Origin of the sequence: Thermocladium sp. ECH_B (assembly GCA_001516585.1) — an archaeon.
Taxonomy (GTDB): domain Archaea; phylum Thermoproteota; class Thermoprotei; order Thermoproteales; family Thermocladiaceae; genus Thermocladium.
This window is the reverse complement of sequence record LOBW01000009.1, coordinates 1-18,601: the sequence shown is the minus strand read 5'-3', so window position 1 is coordinate 18,601 and position 18,601 is coordinate 1. Positions and strand designations below refer to the sequence as shown.

At 49.0% G+C, this 18,601-nt stretch carries 18 protein-coding genes, 1 tRNA gene and 2 pseudogenes; 9 read left to right on the top strand and 12 right to left on the bottom strand.

Features of this window, described 5'->3' with window-relative positions:
* Positions 1-340 precede the first annotated feature (340 nt).
* The 5 genes from AT710_02100 to AT710_02080 all read right to left on the bottom strand — a co-directional run bounded on the left by AT710_02100 (position 341) and on the right by AT710_02080 (position 2,977).
* On the bottom strand, positions 341-721 hold the full coding sequence (locus tag AT710_02100; GenBank protein ID KUO92818.1) for a hypothetical protein: 381 nt from the start codon (positions 719-721) through the stop codon (positions 341-343).
* A complete protein-coding gene (locus tag AT710_02095) occupies positions 703-1,083 on the bottom strand; it encodes a hypothetical protein (GenBank protein ID KUO92817.1) in 381 nt (126 codons plus the stop codon). The genes AT710_02100 and AT710_02095 overlap by 19 nt, the downstream gene beginning before the upstream one ends.
* A 121-nt stretch (positions 1,084-1,204) precedes the next feature.
* Positions 1,205-1,277, bottom strand: a tRNA-Gln gene (locus AT710_02090).
* 40 nt (positions 1,278-1,317) lie between these two features.
* The gene (locus AT710_02085; GenBank protein ID KUO92816.1) at positions 1,318-2,367 is read right to left on the bottom strand and encodes a radical SAM/SPASM domain-containing protein; all 1,050 of its coding nucleotides are present in this window, start codon (positions 2,365-2,367) and stop codon (positions 1,318-1,320) included.
* A gap of 55 nt (positions 2,368-2,422) precedes the next feature.
* Positions 2,423-2,977 carry a hypothetical protein gene (locus tag AT710_02080; protein KUO92815.1) on the bottom strand — a complete coding sequence of 185 codons (555 nt, stop codon included), beginning with the start codon at positions 2,975-2,977 and terminating at the stop codon, positions 2,423-2,425.
* Between the two features lie 160 nt (positions 2,978-3,137).
* Between AT710_02080 and AT710_02075 the strand changes: the two genes are divergently transcribed.
* Positions 3,138-3,980 (top strand): ABC transporter ATP-binding protein, encoded by an 843-nt coding sequence (locus AT710_02075; protein KUO92814.1) that lies wholly within the window; start codon positions 3,138-3,140, stop codon positions 3,978-3,980.
* Positions 3,967-6,021, top strand: a complete 2,055-nt coding sequence (locus tag AT710_02070; protein ID KUO92813.1) for a hypothetical protein — start codon at positions 3,967-3,969, stop codon at positions 6,019-6,021. Before AT710_02075 ends, AT710_02070 begins: the two co-directional genes overlap by 14 nt.
* Here AT710_02070 and AT710_02065 read toward each other — a convergent pair.
* Entirely contained in the window at positions 5,990-6,601 is a 612-nt protein-coding gene (locus tag AT710_02065; GenBank protein ID KUO92829.1) for a hypothetical protein, read from the bottom strand. The two genes, AT710_02070 and AT710_02065, sit on opposite strands and share 32 nt — an antisense overlap.
* 112 nt (positions 6,602-6,713) lie before the next feature.
* On the opposite strand from AT710_02065, the pseudogene AT710_02060 reads away from it, so the two are divergent.
* The 3 genes and pseudogenes from AT710_02060 (at position 6,714) to AT710_02050 (ending at position 9,571) form a co-directional block, all read left to right on the top strand.
* Positions 6,714-7,780, top strand: a pseudogene (locus tag AT710_02060) (myo-inositol-1-phosphate synthase).
* Between the two features lie 52 nt (positions 7,781-7,832).
* Entirely contained in the window at positions 7,833-8,909 is a 1,077-nt protein-coding gene (locus AT710_02055; GenBank protein KUO92812.1) for a hypothetical protein, read from the top strand.
* Between the two features lie 92 nt (positions 8,910-9,001).
* Entirely contained in the window at positions 9,002-9,571 is a 570-nt protein-coding gene (locus AT710_02050) for a peptidase (protein KUO92811.1), read from the top strand.
* A gap of 37 nt (positions 9,572-9,608) precedes the next feature.
* On the opposite strand, the gene AT710_02045 is transcribed toward AT710_02050, so the two are convergent.
* The 3 genes from AT710_02045 to AT710_02035 all read right to left on the bottom strand — a co-directional run bounded on the left by AT710_02045 (position 9,609) and on the right by AT710_02035 (position 11,764).
* Positions 9,609-10,307 (bottom strand): acyltransferase, encoded by a 699-nt coding sequence (locus AT710_02045; GenBank protein ID KUO92810.1) that lies wholly within the window; start codon positions 10,305-10,307, stop codon positions 9,609-9,611.
* Positions 10,308-10,317: 10 nt separating this feature from the next.
* Entirely contained in the window at positions 10,318-11,034 is a 717-nt protein-coding gene (locus tag AT710_02040; GenBank protein ID KUO92809.1) for a hypothetical protein, read from the bottom strand.
* A 352-nt stretch (positions 11,035-11,386) separates the two neighbouring features.
* The gene (locus AT710_02035; GenBank protein ID KUO92808.1) at positions 11,387-11,764 is read right to left on the bottom strand and encodes a hypothetical protein; all 378 of its coding nucleotides are present in this window, start codon (positions 11,762-11,764) and stop codon (positions 11,387-11,389) included.
* A 121-nt stretch (positions 11,765-11,885) separates the two neighbouring features.
* Between AT710_02035 and AT710_02030 the strand changes: the two genes are divergently transcribed.
* Positions 11,886-12,707: a hypothetical protein gene (locus tag AT710_02030; protein ID KUO92807.1), complete on the top strand. Its 822-nt coding sequence runs from the start codon at positions 11,886-11,888 to the stop codon at positions 12,705-12,707.
* 194 nt (positions 12,708-12,901) lie between these two features.
* Here AT710_02030 and AT710_02025 read toward each other — a convergent pair whose 3' ends face one another.
* Positions 12,902-13,537 (bottom strand): peroxiredoxin, encoded by a 636-nt coding sequence (locus AT710_02025; GenBank protein ID KUO92806.1) that lies wholly within the window; start codon positions 13,535-13,537, stop codon positions 12,902-12,904.
* A 140-nt stretch (positions 13,538-13,677) separates the two neighbouring features.
* Here AT710_02025 and AT710_02020 point away from each other — a divergent pair.
* Positions 13,678-14,445 (top strand): annotated as a pseudogene (locus tag AT710_02020).
* A 74-nt stretch (positions 14,446-14,519) separates the two neighbouring features.
* Here AT710_02020 and AT710_02015 read toward each other — a convergent pair.
* Both AT710_02015 and AT710_02010 read right to left on the bottom strand, forming a co-directional pair.
* On the bottom strand, positions 14,520-15,605 hold the full coding sequence (locus AT710_02015) for a hypothetical protein (protein ID KUO92805.1): 1,086 nt from the start codon (positions 15,603-15,605) through the stop codon (positions 14,520-14,522).
* A 39-nt stretch (positions 15,606-15,644) separates the two neighbouring features.
* Complete coding sequence (locus tag AT710_02010) at positions 15,645-16,826, bottom strand: hypothetical protein (GenBank protein KUO92804.1); 1,182 nt, start codon at positions 16,824-16,826, stop codon at positions 15,645-15,647.
* A 176-nt stretch (positions 16,827-17,002) separates the two neighbouring features.
* Between AT710_02010 and AT710_02005 the strand changes: the two genes are divergently transcribed.
* Positions 17,003-17,767: an enoyl-CoA hydratase gene (locus AT710_02005; protein KUO92803.1), complete on the top strand. Its 765-nt coding sequence runs from the start codon at positions 17,003-17,005 to the stop codon at positions 17,765-17,767.
* Positions 17,768-17,935: 168 nt separating this feature from the next.
* Positions 17,936-18,424 carry a hypothetical protein gene (locus AT710_02000; GenBank protein KUO92802.1) on the top strand — a complete coding sequence of 163 codons (489 nt, stop codon included), beginning with the start codon at positions 17,936-17,938 and terminating at the stop codon, positions 18,422-18,424.
* Positions 18,425-18,601: the final 177 nt, after the last annotated feature.

Below are 18,601 nucleotides of genomic sequence, written 5' to 3'. Positions count from 1 at the left end.
ATTCGTAATTTTTGTATATCCCCATCCCTCGTCTCCTCAAAAATCTTAGCCCATCGCTGAAGCTTTCCATTTTTTATCACATGACGTATCACAAACCATTTTACATGACCATGCAACAGATCAATAAATACATAAATAAATATTTTTATTCTATAAAAATTATTATATGAGGAAACATTTGACAAAAGTATTCGGCAATTGTTGCGTGACGCATCATGTGACATACAGTTGAAATGTTAATGATAAAAGCTTGTGACAGGGAGGAGGTCAGTCTAGGTATAACCCGTTGATGTTCCACTTATCCAATGTATTAAGCCTAGCCAAGGCCTCGACCAAACTATCACCACGCTGAACCTCGAAGACCGCTGCAGGGCGCCTCCCCCCTGAAATCCCCCTCACTGCTCCACCAGGCAACATCAAACCTATAACCCTCGCTCACATACTCAGCAACCACATGGTAACCAAGCAATTCACCAACCTCCCTCAACCAACCCTTAACACTCTCATGACTGAAGATCCGCCCACCCATGGATTGGAGCCTCGCCTTAATCAATTCGCACAGTCCACTCCCCACGGGTTTTCCGCTGAAGTTTGCACTGAACTTGCGTAACACCTTCCCAAACCCACCACGCCTACCAGCCTTCAGTAACCTGCTGCCGTCCTCAAGTGGCCTGGTTAATTCGGTGTAAACCTCACTGTAACTCACCCTACCCTTAACCACAACCTTGACGTCAATGACCCATGGATGCTTAACCACACCCTCCCTATCGACTTAAGGCACCCCCCAAGGTACCTGGCCATGAGGTCGATTAGAGCCTCCCTGAAGCTTGCGTCAGCCCTGGCACGGGCAATAATCCTAACAATATCATTCGCGGTGGCCGGCTCCAGTTCAGGAACCTGGCCAAGTAGCTTGGCCAACTCCTCAGCGGACAGGTACTTCAATGCATGGCAGAGTAGATCCTCGGCGACGCGGCGCTTACCTGACCCAATCATATTATTATTTAGATTAACGGCAACACCCAAGTCCCTCGCCCTAACACCCCTCATCGCTGATGTTCCCAATGTTAATGAGCTAGCAGCCAACCATCTACAGCATACGCCACAGAGGAATAATACATGCCTTCCGTAACGGGAACCGCATTGAACCGCAACAAGGTAAAAGGGAATCGAGGGGGAAGAGCGATTTCAAGGCTCATCTCTCTAGTAGCCGGGCCCGGATTCGAACCGGGGTCGATGGGTCCAGAGCCCACCATCCTTGACCACTAGACGACCCGGCTTCAAGATTGGTCGATTAATTCCCTATTTTTAAGTGCTTCGCTATGGTATTACCTCTGTTGAGTCCAGCACTGGATCATACTTGAGCGACTCCTTAGCTACCACTCCATCCCTAATCAATTGCTCCACTGCAGGCACTATGCTTAGTATTGATTTAATGGTTTCCTTGGTGATTGCATCAACCTTCTCCGCATCCTTCCCCCAATAATTCTCCTTTATGGCGTAGAGGCACCTGCCCCCACAGTACCGCCTATACTCGCAGGATGCGCATGGCTCGGGGAGCTCTGGCTCCATTAACTTGAACCCGGAAGTCACGTGGCCCAGGACGGCCCACTTCTCCCTAACCGCTATGGGGCACGCAAGCACTCGCCCATCCGTGGAGACGGCCACTGAGCGGTAGCCGGCGCCGCAGGGGGATGCCTTATATGGCTCAAAGAAGTGCGCGCTGAGCACTCCAAGTATTGGTATTATGCCGAGGACTCGCCCCTTCTCTAGGTTAGTTAGGAATAGGTTAACGAGGCCCCTTATGCCTGGGAGGTAATTAGCGGAGGCCCAACTCCACACGTCCCATTTCCTGCCCCAAATCACGTCCAGCTGCCAATGAACTTGATCAAACCCCAAATCAAGCAAGTGATTCACGTCAACATATATATCCGTTAGGTTAGTCACGGCCATTCGGGCAATGGTCTTTAGCTTAAACCTCCTCAACTTCCTGAGGGATTGGGAGACCCTATCATATACGCCCCTCCCCCTATTGGCGTCAGTTACTTCTCGCCGTCCATCAATTGATAATAATGCGACCGACATCCTCTCCCAATACCTATCCGGGAGGAGGTCCACGAAGAAGCCATTGGTTTGGATGCCCCATCGTGCGGCTGGCAAGGAATCCATGGCCCTCATTATGAATCCAGGATTGAGGAGCGGCTCACCACCATAGAATATGACCGTGGGCTCCGGGTCGCTTCGCATTAATGACCTTAACTTATCCAAGTCATAAGCGGTCTTATATGGAACTACCCTGCTCTCAAAGGACCCACCGCAGTACTGGCACCGCAAATTACATGCCCCCGTCGTCAAGAGGAGCCAAAGCACGGACCCCGGCTCTGGAAAAGCATTTTAAAATTGTTAAGCCTAACCCCGCGCCGAGTTAAACATCCTCGCCTACCCAACTCGATGCGGGAGGAGAAGAGCGGCCGCTGCACGCCGCTTGAGCCGCCAGCCTCACATCGTTCGTGTAGGTGACTTGCGCCGTCATTCTCCTATCGAAGGCGTTCGGAAAAGCCAGCTCCAATTTATCGCTTGAGAACCCGAGGCCCGTGAGCACTATGACGGGTTTACCCATTGCGTAAGCCATGAGCGCCTCTATCATTGTGCCGGCTTCGCCGCCCAAGGCAACTAACGCGTCGCTACTTCTCACGAGTGGCACTGATCTGGCCCTATACTCCATGCCGGTCCGTATCGATATGACTCCCGTAGGGGGCTTCACCGCCTCATGCTCCATGGGAAGTATGAGCACTGTCTTTAGACCTAAGGCGGCGGCCTCATCCACCACCACCTTCATTAGGCCCCAATAACCCCCCAGTATTAAGGTTGGGCTGCATTTGGATACTTCCCTCACGAATGCGCGGGCCCTCTCCTCCGCTTCCTGGGGATAAGGACCGCTGTGCGCGGCTATGGCTATCTGGGGACTCTTGATCTCCATGTTGATTCGCCCACCGTGGCTCCTTTAAAGTTCTTTCCAATATTTAGATAATAACGACGGCGCCCACTCATAACGCGAGAGGCCTCGCCCTTCAGGGGCGGGTAGTTTACTGGAGGTTGGTTATGAGAAGGTTTTTATTAGGCAATACTTGGAGTGCTTCGTGGCCGTCATTGAGTTAATTAATATAAGCAAGAGATACTACTTATCCGAGTCCATATACGTGGATGCATTGATGGATATTAATTTATCCATTGATCGCGGAGAGATACTGATACTAATGGGGCCCAGCGGCAGCGGTAAAACCACTTTGCTAAATATAATTGGTACGCTGGATAAGCCGACCAGTGGCCGCGTGATAGTGGAGGGACGCGACGTGACGGGGCTTGATGAGGATGAATTATCCGAATTCAGGTTAAGGAGGGTTGGGTTCGTGTTTCAACAATACAACCTATTGCAGACATTGACCGCCTTAGAGAACGTTGAGTTGCCCATGCTCATGAGCGGCCTATATACTAGGGATGAGGCGGAGACCAAGGCGAGGCTCCTCCTGGATCTAGTTGGGGTGGGGGATGGAGCCAATAATAAGCCGAGCCAATTATCGGGCGGCCAGCAACAGAGGGTAGCAGTGGCGAGGGCCATAAGCATGAATCCCTCCTTCGTGATAATGGATGAACCCACGGGAGCCATAGATGCAGCGAGCGCTGCTCAGCTTCTCTCCTTAATTAAGGCGATGAATGCCTTGGGAAAGACATTCATAATAGCGACCCATAACCCCGAGGTGGCGAGGATTGGGGGGAGAATAGCGACCCTCAGGAGTGGGCGGTTGCTGGAGGGCGGCGCCGTGGAGCACCCTATGGAGGAGGTGGATGTGAGGAGGATAGCCTCCACGTATAGGAGGTGCCTGGATATAGATTTATTAGCACTGAAGAGGAGAAGCGCGAGCGAGGTGGATAGGATTGAGGAGGAGATCAATAGCGTTTCTAGTTTTCTTGGCGATAATTAGCGCGGGATTAACTCTCCATGCTGGATTCTCGATTACCTACACCGTCAATTACCAAGTCACTTATGCTCCAGGGAAGGGAGCCAGCGACGTTATTGCCTACGAGATACAGGCGGTCAGCAACTCGAGTTCGCCGCAGCCATTAGTGATGGGGTTTAGGTTGCCCCCATACTCCACCATTAGTTACGCCAGCGGGAACGCCACCATTAATGGCGACGCCGTTTATTGGAGCATAACTGTGCCGCCTTATGGGGAGGTCAGCGAGGAGATTCAGTTCACCAATCCCCTCTACTCCATTAATATAATGAACCTAAACGAGTCCCTCAACGTTAACTCCACCCCCAGCTACTCCGCAGTGGTTAATGGAGGCAATGGAACCCTAATCCAATTACAAATTGGATTAATCAATGATGCCCCCGCTCCCCCGACGACCAGCATATACCTAGTTAAGCAGAGCGGCATTTCCTACACATACAGCGAGACGCCAAGCGGATTCGCCTCCCTGGGCTCGACCGGCCTCATTTATTGGGAGACCGGGGGAAACTATAGCTTATCCATTAATTACTTGGTGACTAATCTAGGGCCGTGGAGAAGCATTAGGTTGGAGCCCGTGGTGATAGTCTCAACCCTGGATACTGGACTGTACTCGACTTACTTGGATCAAGCCATTGCTAGGCTCAACTCCACGTTAAATCAATTAAGCAATTACGAGGAGTATGGGGCACTCCTCAACAACTCCACTAAACTGCTCAGCGAGCTTTATGGCCTATCCACCCTCCTTAATTACACCGCCAACGCATTCAGGTACTCCGCCATTCAAGTGAATGAGACCATGATAATAGAGAGGCTACTGCAGCTACAGGCAGAGGAGTTAAGGGGCGCGCTTCAACTGGAGTACTCCGCCCTCTCACAATTAAACTCAACCATTCCCGGCCTCAGGCACTCGATTAGGCAAGTAATGAGCAATGTGAGCGCCATAATTAAGGAAATAAATGAGTTGCAGAGGGAAACGGTGTCAGACATGATTTACGCTAATGGAGTCATCAATGCGGCTAACGCCACGCTGAGCAGCGCGCAATTTACGTTGAGGCAATTATCGGCAACCGTGGAGACCCAGTACGAGGCACTGTTAACCACATATGATAACTTGACGACGGAAATAAATTATTTGGAGGCCTTGGTCAACGAATCCATAGTTAACGCCACGCAGCGAGCAGCAATACTGGCGGCGCTCTCGGCGGCTCGAACCTCGATAAGCACCACCCTAGGACTATTATTGATTGAGCTCGGCGGCGTGCGTCAAAACATCGCAATAACGAACTCGGAACTAACAACTATGGAGGCTGAATTAACCGCTGTAAGCAATGAATTGAGCAGCAGGGGCAGCCAACTATCATCGACCCTAACCAATATAAGCGATACATTATCCGGAACAAATGCATCCCTCCACGCCCTCTACCTTGCCCTAGGCTATGCACAGCTGGCATTGAATTCATCGGTCGCCGCACTTCATGCGGGACTAATGAATGCAACTAGCGCGGTTAACTTGGCGAGGCCCCTATATGGCAATGCCACGGGGGACGCCGCTGCCTTAATGAGGAGCGCGGCGGAGATGGAGAACGCATCAATAGGGGTGCTCCGCATGTATCTCAACATAAGCACTACCATGCTTGACCTTCGCCTAGCCATCAATAATAGCATTGGGGCCCAGAGGGCCAATGCGTCATTAATGATTGCCAGATACAAGTATGAGCTAAGCGGCTTGAATGCATTGCGGAGGGAGGCCATGCATTACCTGATCATCAATGCCACTGCGCCTTACTCCCTGGACGTAGTGATAACTCAGACCTACATCATTAATTTACCGGCCATAGTTGATGAGGAGGCGCTGCTCTCACTCCTGAATTCCAGCGCCGCCGTCCCCAGTGCCCCCGACATGAGCCGGGGAGGAAACGGGGTTGAGGCCATAATGGGTGTGGCGGCTGTGGGAGCCGTCTTTGCATTAATGATCGCTATCGCTCATTTTGGGCGCCACGGGCGCTGAGCCTCCGCATTATGATTGCCTCGACATCCCTGGCCACATCCATGGCGCTTCGCGACGCATCGATTACCGGGTACCCCATTGCCCTAGCCCTCTCGAGGAATATCGACCTCACTCCATTCAATAAGGTCCTCCTCTCAAATACCTCGAGGTCTCCCCGCGTCTCGAGCCTCCGCATTGCTGTCTCCACATCTATGTCTAGAATTATGACTAGGTCGGCGGGAGGCACGTATCTATGTAATTGAATTAACCAATCAAGCGAGACTCCCAGAGCGCCTTGGTAAGCAATGGTGGACTCCATGTACCTCTCGCTGATCACCACATCATTATCGAGGAGCGCGGGCGATACCTCGTTCATGTAGTGCATGGTTCTATCCGCCACGAAGAGGAGCGCATAGATCGAGGGGTGCGGCATTGAGGTGTTCTTCTTAAGTGCCCAGGAACGTATTAGCTTGCCTATTTCGCTGTTCGATGGTTCCTTAGTGGTGTATACCTTGATGCCTAGCTTCGTTAGGCTTGAGGCTACAGCGTTAACTATGGTTGTCTTGCCGCTGCCATCAATGCCCTCCACCGATACGAAGATGCCCATCTCAATAGGTTGAGCCCGCGGGTTTTTAGGTTTCAGCCGGGATTGGGAAGCTATATTAATAGCCATTAATAGCAAAATTTATTAATTATCGTTAATATGTGAAGCCATGAAAACAAACATAAAGGTGGCAATAGCGGGCGTGGGCAACTGTGCATCGGCTCTAGTGCAGGGGCTGCACTTCTACTCCAATAGAGACGAGGAACCAGTTGGGGTTGCCTATAAATCAATTAACGGGTACCGGATACAGGACATAAAGGTAGTGGCGGCATTCGATGTCGATGCAAGAAAGGTTGGAAAGGATTTGGGCGAAGCCATATTCGCTCCCCCCAACAATGCCTACAAGGTAACAGACGTGGGAAGAACGGGAGTAACGGTTAAGGCGGGGCCCCTCCTTGACGGCATCGCCCCGGAATTACGGGGAACCGCTGTGCCCACCGTCGAGGGGAGCCTAGATGATGTGGTCAAGGAGTTGAAGGCAAGCGATGCGCAGATATTGATAAGCTACTTGCCGACGGGCTCACAGAAGGCAAGCGAGGCCTATGGGGAGCAGCGCTCAGGGCTGGAGCCGCGTATATCAATGCCATGCCATCCCAAATAGCGGTATCCAAGGAGTGGCAAATCAAGTTCAGGGATGCAAACCTGCCTCTCCTGGGGGATGATATACAGAACCAGATAGGGGCAACGGTGCTTCACAAAACGCTGATTCACCTCCTCGAGATAAGGGGAGTCAAGATAGTGGATACGTATCAAATAAACGTCGGCGGAACGCCCGACTTCCTCAATTTATCCTACAGGAAGGGGCAGAAGGAGAAGACCAAGACTGAGGCCGTTAAGAGGATGGCGGAGGATCAACAATTCGATGCATACATATCGCCCGTCGCTTACATACCGTTCCTGAAAAGCAGGAAAATCGCCCATACGCTGATAGAGGCGCAAGGCTTGGCCGGGGTCCCCATTAGGATGGAGGTCATGCTGGAGGTACACGATCCCTGGAACAACGCTGGAATAACTGTTGACGTGCTTAGATTAACTAGGCTGGCATTGGATCGGGAAGCGGGTGGACCCATATACAGCGTCGCGGCGTGGGCATTCAAGAATCCCCCAATACATGCGCCGCCGGACACTGCGCGGGAGTGGGTTGAGGACTTCATAGCGGGGAAGCGCAGGGATTAATTCAAAATGGTTGAAGAAGAAAAAAATAAAGCTATGAGTTGTCCTCGGATATATGCTTAAGCAGAAGCTCGACTCTTTAATGAAGCTGCTCAACGAGAAGGGAGCAGATGAATTGATACTGATGAGTTCACCAAATATGGGGTACCTCCTCGATTATGGGGATGGGGTCCTAACCATAATAAATAGAGACGGCGTAACCACGGTGGTCCCGGTCCTGGATTACTATAGGGCCAGGGAAATGCTTCAGGACAGCGACGTGAAAGTGCTTGGCTACGCCTCCTACGCCATAAATGCCCCGGAGGATATAGAAATGATTGGCAGGGAATCATTGTTAAATATCATAATAGGCAATGGGAACAAAGTGATCGCAATAGATGAGTCACGCAATTGGTTGATCAGCGAGATAAAGAGTAAGGCCCCAAATGCGGCCGTAATCGACGTTAGCAATGAATTGACGGACATGAGGAGCGTGAAGACACAGGAGGAAATCGAATTGATGAGGCGCGCAGCCAAGATAACCCTAGACTCCATTATGGACGTATTGGAGGAGGGATTAAGCGGGAGGAGGGAGCGCGATGTGGCTGCATCCATGTATAGGCACATGATAGAGCGGGGAAGCAATGGAGTGGCATTCGAGCCGATAATAGGATCCGGAGGAAATGGAGCCAAGCCCCATCACACGTATAGCGATAAGATGATTCAAAGCACGGAGGCCGTGGTTATGGATGTGGGGGCCCGATACAAGCTTTACTGCGCGGATATAACCCGCACAATGCTGCCAGGGGAAAGCGATAAGTCAGCGATGGATGTCTACGGCGCAGTGAAGGATGCCCACGATCAAGCAATAAAGGCCATTAAGCCGGGCGTCAAGGCAAGCGATATAGATGCAGTGGCCAGGAAAGTGCTGGAGGAGTACGGCCTATCGAAGTACTTCATGCATAGCCTAGGCCATGGCGTGGGAATAGAGGTTCACGAGAGGCCATTCATCAGTCCAAGCAGCGGCGATGTGCTTCGGGAAAACCAAGTGGTAACCATAGAGCCGGGCGTCTATATAAGGGATAGAATAGGAGTCAGAATAGAGGACATGGTTCTAGTAACATCAACCGGGGCAATCGTCATCTCCAAATAATTAAGGAGCAATCGTGATGCGGAGGAATGCAATGCGGGCCACAAATCGAATCTCTCCATAAAACATATTAAGGCCCACCAGGCAAGTTATATATGGCTAAGCATAAGGTATTGATCCTGACGGGCGATGCGGGGGAGAGCCTCGAGGTCCTCTACCCCTACCAAAGATTATTGGAGGAGGGATACGAGGTTCATATAGCGGCGCCCAGCAGAAAAATGATTCAAACCGTTGTGCACGATTTCGTGCCCGGCTTCGACACTTACACCGAGAAGCCTGGGTACCTAGTTAAGGCCGACTTAGCCTTCAAGGAAGTCAATCCNGAGGATTANGTTGCGCTCGTGATTCCGGGAGGCAGGGCGCCCGAGTATATACGAAATGANCCAGACGTTCAGAGGATAGTGAAGCANTTCTTCGAGCGNAATAAACCGGTTGCGCANTTATGCCATGCGCCATTGATACTGGCGGCCGCTGGGGANTTAAAGGGCAGAAAATCATCGGCATACCCAGCGCTTAAGCCCGACGTGGAGAACGCGGGCGGCGTCTTCGTTGATGGTGCGGCCGTTGTCGATGGTTTGATGGTGTCCGCACGGGCGTGGCCAGACCATCCCCAATGGATGAGGGAATTCATGAGAATACTAAAATCCAAGTATCCCCCTGAATAAAGGTAATTCCTTTTCCCATTTTTTAATTCAATGCTAGTTAATGTGCTTGATTACTGCTTGCTTCGTATTTCTTCTGTTTCTCCAGGTACGTGGCTCTGTCATATATGACCCGGGCAGGTGAACCGGCAACCACGACATTGGGCGGGACATCCTTGGTGACCACAGAACCGGCGGCAACCATGGATCCAGCGCCAATGCGTATCCCCGCTATTAGGGTGGAGTTGGCTCCAATCGCGGCATTATCCTCTATGATGACTCCATCAAGCCTCTTGCTTGGGGGGTACCTATCATTTGTTATAACCACATTGGGTCCTATGAAGACGTTATTGCCTATGATTGATCCTATTGGTATATACACCATGCTTTGAATGCTCACTCCGCTTCCTATCTTAACAGTGCCATCTATTACCGTGGCCGTTCCTATCCTGGTCCCATTGCCTATCTCGGTCTTCTCCCTAATCAGTACATTGTGTCCAGTCTCCACGTTATCCCCGAGGGTGGATTCCTCATATATTATTGTTCCACTCCTCAATATGCAGTTCCTACCTATGATGCTGCCGGTGCTTAATTCATCCATGTCGCTCATTTTTCCAATCCTCTTAAGCGTGGACCTAATTGGGTACCCTATCGTCACGTTGCCGTCAATTATCGATCCCTCACCAACGATGCTGGGGCCAAATATAACGGCGTCCCCCACCAGGTTAGTCTTTATGTTAGCCCTCTTGGAGATATACATGAATCCCAAGTTAATGGGGGTGTTTAAAACATTGCCGCATGGATGTCTGGGGCAAGTAACCGCCGAGCATGAGCATGGCTATCACCGCGATCACCACAGCCGCATTCTCATCCCTATCAATTATCGAACCGCAATGGCTGCACAATATATTACGGCGACCGAACCTACGCACTTCATTGATCTGGCCACGCCTCATGCAGCTACTGCATAACTTGCTCGTATGCATCGGGTTCAGTAGGATGAGGTATACATTATTCCCCCTCATCAATGAGCCGCTCCACGTGGTTCCAGTGTTAAGCCTAGTCTCCACACGCTCCACTGAAAGGGGGTTCAAGTGAAACATTGATTCGATATTGTTGAGGAAATTAATGAAGTCTATCTCGAAGTCATACATTGCGCCTATTTTCTCCATTGCATGTAAATCCTCAATGCCTAGAGCGACTTCCATCCCCATGCTTCTCATGAATGAGACGGCCACATGTAACGCATCAATCATGAGCATTGCTTCTCGCTGCCGTTCCTGTCTCAATGATTGCCTGAACCTGGTTGTGCCCAGCCTAAGGAAATCCATCCAACCCGCATTACTTAGATTGCCCCATGATGTGAATGCCACGGTCAACAGCTTCTCTATCTCATTATCGTTAAAGGATGGAAATACCACCCTCACATGACTGATGAGGTAATTACCTATTATTCCTACGTAATTAGATGCATGGGCTAGGCCCATTGACTTTAATTCGCTGGTGAATGTCTTCGTAAATACATTAATTGAATCTATGCATCCTATAATCGCTAAATTTGCGCTGGCCCTATTGATATCGATTCCCAGGAACACGTGCCGTTGATGGGGATTCCCGGGGTCACGGAATCCACTCGTCCCGAGCCTACACGGAGAGCCCCTATTTTTAACCGGATATGGGATGTTCTGGTCATTCATATTCATGCCTCGGGAGGGATAACCCTCCCCTTAGTGGGAGGGCCTTCCGAGGCGACGATCATCACTTTTCAGTCTAGGGGGTCTCTAAATCACTTGGCTTCGGGTGCCTATCCTCCGCGACTCATCTTAGGCTCATCGGCCCTCATGGATGGTCACTCCCCATTATGTGGGGAGCCTTGGAGGGGTTGGGGGATTGAAGGATTAGGCAAAGCAGGCACGCCGCTATAATTGGCCATTGATGCGTAATTAAGCCGAGGATAATTAGGCCTAGAATTGGTAATCGCCTTATTGCTTTTTTCCTACTGGGCTTAGGCTTCAGCAACTCAATTATTGTATTTAGCTCCGCTTCTAATTCCTTTACCCTTAATTCCACTTCGTTGGATTTCTGTAATGCGGTTTCGGCGGATAAGCGGGCGCTATTGATGTCGGCATCCACCTCGTATCGAAGCTCCTCTAGATCTACCTCCAGTCTAGCAATATCCGCTATCAATTTCCTTCTGATGGCCGCCTCATCGCTCATGGCTCCTCGCCTCTCCAGTCCCAAAGAATCATCCCCGACCCGCGATCAGGGACTCATGATGCGCCCCTCACAGATCTTCAGGGCCTTAATTATGTATCATGCGGCTAGCTATTAAATACGTGTGGTTAATGGGAACCAATTAACCATAAAGCTTTATTTTTATCGGGATGGAATAGGCATGATACAGCCCTACATTAATTGGGGCATAATTTACCTATCCATGGCGATCCAGGTTGGCTACGGCCTGGCCAGAATGAATCTAGGCAATGCACAGCAACGAAGGGAGGGGGAGGAGCACCTCTATAATTCGGTATATGGAGCAGTGCTATTGGCAGTCTTCTATATAATCTATAGTAAATCAAACACGATAATGGCCGCAGTGGGGAGCTCCATAGGCCTACAATCAATAGCGGGGAACCCAGCCGCCACATTTAGCCTCATGTTCACATCGATATCAACCACCCTAGAGGGACTCTATCTAGGCATAATTGCGTTGGATGCAGCGATAGTCACGGCGCCGCTCAGCGTGTATCTTAGTCAATCCACCCAATACTTTCAATGGATGGCTCAATTAGCATTGTCGAACGCATGGCTCTTCTATGTGCTTTCGAAAATAGGGAATTACTCCCCAGCATTAGCGGGTTTAGGCTTTGATTTAATAGTGTTGAGGCACACGCGGACGTGGGGAGGATTATTAATAGCAACCGCAATAACATTACCCATATCCACCACGTTGTTGGCGTCCTGGGCCTCAAGCATCTCGATAAGCATGAACTTCACGAATATCGCCAAGAACGTAGAGCAAATACTCACGGGGGCCTATTACTATGGCACTGAGCTCCAGGAATTCAATATAGCGAGCGAATTAACTCTCGCAGTAAGCGGAGCATCAATATATGGCATATCGAGGGCCATAGATGATGCTGGCCACCAATTACTCTAGTTCCTGCTTCTAAGGATGCCGGCGTTACAGTTGGCCCTCCCAACTCGCGGGACCAAACGCGGTGAATTCCCAAATATAATTGAAATTCTCCATAAAGCCTAAATAAGAACGCGAAGTTCATTATTGGGATCGTATTTGGCTTAATATTCAATAATTAATCTCGATTTTGAGAATTGGCAGGGGGTCTTACTTGCTTATTTTATCTCAAGCTTCTTGAAGCAAATGTACCAATCCTTGCACTCCACCGATGAATCCTTTAGCCTCGCATCAACTTCCTCCTTAGTTTTAGGAGCAGGAACGACGACGGGATCACCAGGCCTCCAATTAGCCGGCGTGGAGACTCCGTACTTATATGTGGTTTGTATGGCATCGATCACCCTAATTATCTCATCAATGTTTCGTCCATTAGTGTATGGGTAATACGCCATCCAAGCTATGTTACCGTCCGGGTCTATTAATAGAACCGCCCTCACCGTTTCCCTTTTTCCCTCGGGAATCATGCCGAATAGCCTAGCCACCTTTCCCTCTGGGTCACCTATTATTGGGAACGGTATATCTATCCCAAACTTCTCCCGTATATTGCGGGTCCAGGATATGTGGCTAAACACCGTATCTATCGATAACCCGATCAGGAAGACCCCCCTCTTAGAGAAGTCTGGGAACCTCTTGGCGAATTCCACGAACTCCGTGGTGCATATCGGCGTGAAGTCGCCGGGGTGACTGAAGAAGAGAACCCACTTGCCTCTAAGATCCTTTAGGCATATTTGTCCCTGCGTAGTATCGGCGCAGAAGTCAGGCGCCGGTTTACCTAACTGTAGTGGTTGACTCATAATTACCTCAATATGAGTATTCGCATTAAATGTTACTAATTCTGCATTAAATGCACCGATTCCCAGCGCAAATGAACACGTTATTAGAACTTGCCGCAACGGAAAAGGTTAAATCCTTTTCTCTTAATTCATAGCCATAAATGGACTCAAGGGGAATCGCGGTTACCATCGGTGGGAGAAAGTGGCTCTTAGTGGCCGATACGCATATTGGGATCGAGATCGATATGGCGGCTCGCGGAGTCATGGTTCCATCACAGACGGGAAAAATCCTCAATGAGATAATTAAGATCGCCGAGGAGGAGGGCGCGAATAGCATAGCTGTGCTGGGCGACCTAAAGCATGAGCTTCCCCTGCCCCTTGAGTCCACGCTGGAGACCAAGCAATTCATCGCTGGATTATCAAGCAAGTTCGAGAATGTGCTAATAGTGCTGGGCAATCACGATGGGGGACTTGATAAAATCATAAGCGGCATGGGGATGCCGAACGTAACGTATGTGGATAGCAGGGGCATATTGTTGGAGGGAACAAAGAATTTACTGCTTCTTCACGGCAATAGTAAGCCGAGGGAGGAGGACTTCGTGAAAAGCGATGTCATAGTCATGGGACACACCCATCCGGCCATAAGCATACAGGACTCCACGGGCTACTTAATGAGGAGGCCGGTGATAATAAGGCTTGAGATTAGTAAGAGGGAATTATCGGAGAGGATGTATGGGAAAAGGGTTGGGAGAGGCAAGGTAACGGTGATAGTGATGCCCACATTTAATCCATTAACGATAGGCATTGATGTGCCAACGGCATTAATGGGCAAAACCAATCACAATACGATACTTAATTATATGGAACCATGGAACAGGAAGAAGGATGTGGAGATATACCTGACCGATATGACCTTCCTCGGCACATTAAGCGGACTGAGCGATGACAACGCCGTGACCCATAATCGCCGCAGCAATGCAGTGAAGAGGAAGAGCAAGGCGCATTAGAGAACCTCATGCGGCTCGTGACCTATTTCCCAATCACTTGGGAACACGGCGCCCGCATACCTGCTTAGCAAGTATCGACTTACATCCAGCCGAGGCTTTCCACCCAGCACTATGCTAACCAGGGCCTCAGCCAATGCCGGCCCTATCTCCGCGCCATAACCATTCAATGCGCCCATTATATATAGGCCAGTCGCTGCCTCGCCTATTATTGGGAACATGTCGGGCGATGATTCGCATGCGCCCTGCCTGCCAAGTAAACTAATCGGTGTCTTGCCGAAGCGGGACTTGAAGCTATTCTTCATTGATGTGATGAAGTCAGGCGTCACTAGGTTCGGCATATTAAGGGGATCCACGAGGGGGGATTCCTCGTCGCCTATGGATGCGGTGAGCGGCGTAGCCGGCCTCATATAGAAGTGATTCACGTAATCATATATTATTGCCTTATCCAACTTGGGGCCAACCAATAAAAGCAATGCCCTGCACCCATACGATTTAAGTGGAACACTTACCCCGGCATCGCCTAGTAATTTACCGTTTATTGCCCCCGCCGCCACAATAATTATGTCGCCTCTATACTCGGTTCCATTAACTAGTGCCGAGAACCCCGCTGCATTCCTCTTGAGGCGAGCGAATCCATTGATTACCTTCACGCGCGACCTAATGTGATTAACTATGCCTGCAATATTCACCAACCTATCCTTGGATATTATTGCTCTCCCTCCCGGCATTAATTTGATCCCCATTAATTTAGATGCCTCCTCAATAGTTATCTCCCTGGAGTCGGATCCATAGCTTGACCAGAGCCTTATGTACTTATTTATGTCCACCTCTTCCCCAATAAATGTATAGGCAGGGTACTCCTTCAAAACCCAACTGCAGCAATCAAGCGATCTATATATCTCCAGTGTCCTCTTAGCTAGTTCCATGTCCGTATCGAAGCGAAGAAGCATTGAGTGTATCAAGCCGATCGGGGGATAAGTCGTTTTTTCGCTTATCATTAACACGTCCACCCCCGTCTCCTGGAGGAAGTGGGATATGAATGAGCCTGCTATTCCCCCACCGATAACTATGGCCCTCAACATCGATCGTGAAGGAATCGAGTCGGGTGTTTTTATTTATTTTTAATCACTGGATCCATTGCTTGGAGATTCCTTCCCTGTCTCTATGCTTTTCTCCAATGAGTGGGCCGAGCGACTTATGGCTGCGCTGGCTATGATATTGGTCAGTATTATAACCATAAATGATAAATAGAATATATCGTTAAAATATGTGCCTCCCATTGAGTAAAGTATGCTGGATAGCACTGCAACCGTTAATCCCCTTGGCAGCAGGGAAAACACGAATCCCCTATACTCCTTCTTTATCATTGCCCTGACCTCTATGTATCTGATTAACAGGAGAAACATCGTTATTACCAGGGAGTAAATGAAGTAAGTGAATGATAATAGGGCTATCATGCCTATGAAGACGAAGAAGAAAGTCCTCACAATGAACTCCAGCTCCCCCTCAACTATCTCCATGTCCTTCTCATGTATATCTATGAATAAGTTGAGGTGCTGGCCAATCGCCCTATAATTGCCAATTATCATTGCGAATATCAATATGGACACGACGGCGGCGCCGCCCAAGTAATCCACTACTCCATATAACAAGAACGCCACGCCTATGGTAGCCACATAGCCCCTTGTCCCCTTCAATACATTGAGTGCGAAGAGCCAAAGAAAGCCCACGACGAGGCCCATGAATACGGCAACGCTTAAGTAATCCACTACGTACTTAGCATAGGATTGAGGAGTGAATGAGGAGCCAGTTATCAATACGAGTAATAGATAGAATATCAATATCTCCACCACGGAGTTAAATGTAGCCTCCGTGACCGCTAGATTATAGAGATCACTTGGTATTTTGATGCGTGAAGCCACGGGAACTATAACGACCGCAGTCGTCTCCCCCACTATTGTCCCAAGCATTGCCCCATAAATATATGGCCAACCAAATAAGTAATTCATTATCAACGCGATGACGAACATGGGCAGCAATATATCGAGGAGACCCATTAATAGGCCAAGTGCGCTGGCCGTGAGGGAACCAAAATCTATTTTGCGCCCTCCATCAAACATTATAATGACCAGCGCTATGCTTCCGAATAATGGAGCGAAAAGCCTAAGCACCTCAACATACCTATCCGGCACGAGGTGACCAAGGGGGACAAGGATGATTCCTATCAACATTAATATCAATATCTCCGGTATTCGAGTGGCCCTGAACAATGCATCGCCTAAGTAGCCTATTAGAATTATCATTGCTATAGCTATTAAAACCAGGTCCGTATTAATCAATAAGCATCGCCTACCACAGCTTTGTTTTCAGCCTTATTAAAAGGATATCGATCCAAACATGATGGCGATCATAGATGTTTTTAAGTATGCATGTCTTAGTAATGCATAAAAACCCTAAGTAATACTATTATTTAATAATTATGAGCAGTAAAGTTCTCTTTATGAAAAAATATGATGCATCATGGATAATTTTAAATAGGCCGGAAAAATTAAATGCATTTGATGAGGAATCATGGATGCTCCTAAATAAGTACATAGAGGACTCCCAATACGATGACTCCATTGCAATAGTGATAACGGGCACTGGACGAGCCTTCTCCGCCGGAGATGACATAAACTCAATGCTATCCCTCTCAACCAAGAAGGAAAGCATTAATTTCTTCACGAACCTAATGAAGGCCGTCGAGGCAATGCTTAACTCCGAGAAGCCCATAATAGCGGCAGTAAATGGCTTAGCCTATGGCGGTGGATGCGAGATACTGATGGCTGCGGACATAGTTATCGCAACTATTGACTCAAGATTTGCTATACCGGAGGGGCGAATTGGCCTCATACCTCCAATAGCCATAAGCATAGGATACGCAGCCCTTGGACGATCAATAATAGACTTAGCACTCACGGGCAGGGAACTAAATGCTGATGAGGCGCTTCGAATCGGCTTAATTGATTATGTGGTTCCCAGCCAGGAATTAACGAGTAAGGTAATCAATGTACTGAATGAACTGAAGAAGGTTGATCCCACCTCAATAAAAACCATTAAGCGATACCTCAATAAGAACCGCAATAATGATATTAAGAACGCCATAAAGGAATTGGCCCTACTGGCCCTAGGAGAGTCATCAAAGAACCGTATGCAAAGATTCATCGAGGAACGAGCCAATAGAAAAAGCGGAAACAAAAACTAAGTGAACAATAGCGATCTCAACGATTAGGAAGCCTTTATCCTTTATCATGGATCACAACCGAGTAGCGCCCGTAATGGGGCGTAACCCACAAGGCCTCGGGAAACCCAAATAGCGGGGAGGAGGTCAGTAAGCATAAATATTATTTATTGCTGTAATCGTGGTTCCTCAATGATTAGGAAGCGGATTGGGGGCAGGGGATTATGTGGCTCCTCCTTCATTAAGTCAGTCATGGATGCATATAATGATTACAGGATGGAATTAGGGATTCTCGATGTTTATGTGTATGAGGTTCCCGGAAAAAGCGTGAAGGCGACGGCCATGATTATACTTAAAGGGGGCCTCGCTCCAGTCACATTAACTATTTACTGCATGGCTAATGAATCAATTATCGCATTAATGGATGTGAGCAATAAAGTCAACATGCAGTGCAATGGCAATTCAACTCATATAACCATAGATCTCTATCAACCCCCCGAGGAAGCGCAACTTTGCATAACCGATAAAGGCAAGTACATGCTGGCCGCCGCGCATGAATTTAATGAAGATAAAACCTACTTAATGAAGATAATTAATGGACATATGGATTCCATTTTGATGGCTTCCCTAATAAAAGAATTAATGGACATATATGCATCACTGGCCTCCTCCCCGCCCTGAAGAACCCTTTGCTCAAAAATCATTGAACCCCGCTCAATCGTTTCCGCATAATGGCGCTCAAAGCATCTAGTCTGGATTCATCAATGTCATAAAGGGCCGCGATCACCTTAGGCGTTAATGCATCCGGTGACCCCTGCATTAGTATGCGGCCGCCCTTAATCGCTATTATTAAGTCGC